1 protein-coding gene and 1 pseudogene are annotated in these 1,783 nt (G+C 68.1%); one reads left to right on the plus strand and one right to left on the minus strand.

Going from position 1 to position 1,783, the window contains the following annotated elements; translation table 11 throughout:
- Positions 1-305: pseudogene (locus tag AOK16_RS21440) on the minus strand (NAD-dependent malic enzyme); the annotation flags it as partial.
- 484 nt (positions 306-789) lie between these two features.
- Between AOK16_RS21440 and AOK16_RS21445 the strand changes: the two are divergent.
- Positions 790-1,734: an ABC transporter substrate-binding protein gene (locus AOK16_RS21445; RefSeq protein ID WP_055473817.1), complete on the plus strand. Its 945-nt coding sequence runs from the start codon at positions 790-792 to the stop codon at positions 1,732-1,734.
- The last annotated feature ends 49 nt before the right edge of the window (positions 1,735-1,783 follow it).

Here is a 1,783-nt window from a genome sequence, read left to right on the forward strand (position 1 = left end):
GCCTTGCCCTCCATGACGGGAAGCGAGGCCTCCGGCCCGATGTCGCCGAGCCCCAGCACCGCGCTGCCGTCCGTCACGACGGCCACGACCTGGGACTTCCAGGTGTAGTCGTGGACGAGCTCCGGCCGCTCCGCGATCGCGCTGCACACCTTGGCGACACCGGGCGTGTAGGCGAGGGACAGGTCGTCCTTGTCCCGGACGGGAACGGTCGCCTGGACCGCCATCTTGCCGCCGCGGTGGAGGGCGAAGGCCGGATCGACTGGATCCAGCGCCTCACTGGGAGGATTCACGATCTCCGCTGCCACTTTTTGACCCCTTATGTCTGAATTCATTCGAGGGTATCCGCTCCAGAAGTTGAGGAGCGGGCGGGCACCGCGTCCGCTGTCCGGCGCGGCGAATGGCCGCGGGCGGGGGAGGTACGGACGCCGAGCGCGCCGCACACGCGCTCTGAGCCCCGGGTGAGGGGTGTCGCCATCGTTTCTACCGCACGATCACGGATCGGCACGAGTCGCTCTCGTCTCGCGCCAGTTCGGCCAGAGACCTTACGGTGCCGCCGCCGATCGGGCGCGGATCACTCGAAGGGGGCGGCCGCCCGGAAGCCGCGGATCCACCCGTTATCCGATTTTGACATGAGCGGCCCACTGTTCCGGCCCATCCGGATGGCAAGATGCCCAATCACACGAGGTCGCGGACGCCCGATGATGTGCACGCACCCACTTGATGTGCACGCACCCATCAGTTCGTACTGCCTCGAACTGCTACTCCCTTCACCCAGCAGGAGGACCAGCAATGACCGCAAGCACCATCCGTCGCCCGGCCGCCGCCAGGACCCGGCTGGCCGCCGCAGGGGCGATCGCGGTCGCCGGCGCCCTGCTGCTCACGGCATGCGGCGACCAGACCGAAAAGGGCGGGACGGAGAGCTCCGGCTCGGCCGCGCCGCTGTTCTCGAAACTGCCGAAGGACATCCAGAGCTCGAAGGTCGTCAAGGTCGGCTCCGACATCGCGTACCCGCCGGTGGAGTTCAAGGAGGGCGGCAAGACCGTCGGCATCGACCCCGACCTGGCCGACGCCATGGGCAAGCAGCTGGGCGTCAGGTTCGAGTTCCAGAACGGCACCTTCGACACCCTGCTGACCGGCATGCGCTCGGGCCGCTACCAGATCGCCATGTCCGCGATGACCGACACCAAGGACCGCCAGAACGGCGTCGACCCCGAGTCGGGCAAGAAGGTCTTCGAGGGCGTCGACTTCGTCGACTACTTCAACGCCGGTGTCTCGATCTACACCAAGAAGGGCAAGACCAAGGGCATCGCCACTTGGGAGGACCTCTGCGGCAAGAAGGTCGTGGTCCAGCGCGGCACCGTCGCCCACGACCTGGCCAAGGGCCAGGCCAAGAAGTGCGGCAAGCAGAAGCTCTCGATCGAGGCCTTCGACACCGACGTGGAGGCCCAGACCCGCCTGCGCGCGGGCGGCGCCGACGCGGGCGCGAGCGACTTCCCGGTCGCGGCGTACGCGGTGAAGACCTCCGGCGGCGGCAAGGACTTCGAGCTGGTCGGCGAGCAGGTCGAGGCCGCGCCGTACGGCATCGCGGTCGGCAAGAAGAACACCGAGCTGCGCGACGCGCTGAAGGCCGCCCTCGAAGCGGTCGTCGAGAACGGCGAGTACGACAAGATCATGAAGAAGTGGGGCGTCGAGGAGGGCGCCACCAAGGAGATCAAGCTCAACAGCGGCTCCTGACCCACGGGCCTCCGCCCTGCAGGCCTTCCGATCCGCAGGGGTCCCGGCC

The sequence above is a fragment of the Streptomyces pathocidini genome, assembly GCF_001418495.1.
In the GTDB taxonomy this organism is placed as follows: Bacteria; Actinomycetota; Actinomycetes; order Streptomycetales; family Streptomycetaceae; genus Streptomyces; species Streptomyces pathocidini.

Coding starts and splice junctions, on each gene's coding strand:
- AOK16_RS21445 (WP_055473817.1), top strand. CDS start 790: ATGACCGCAAGCACCATCCGTCGCCCGGCCGCCGCCAGGACCCGGCTG.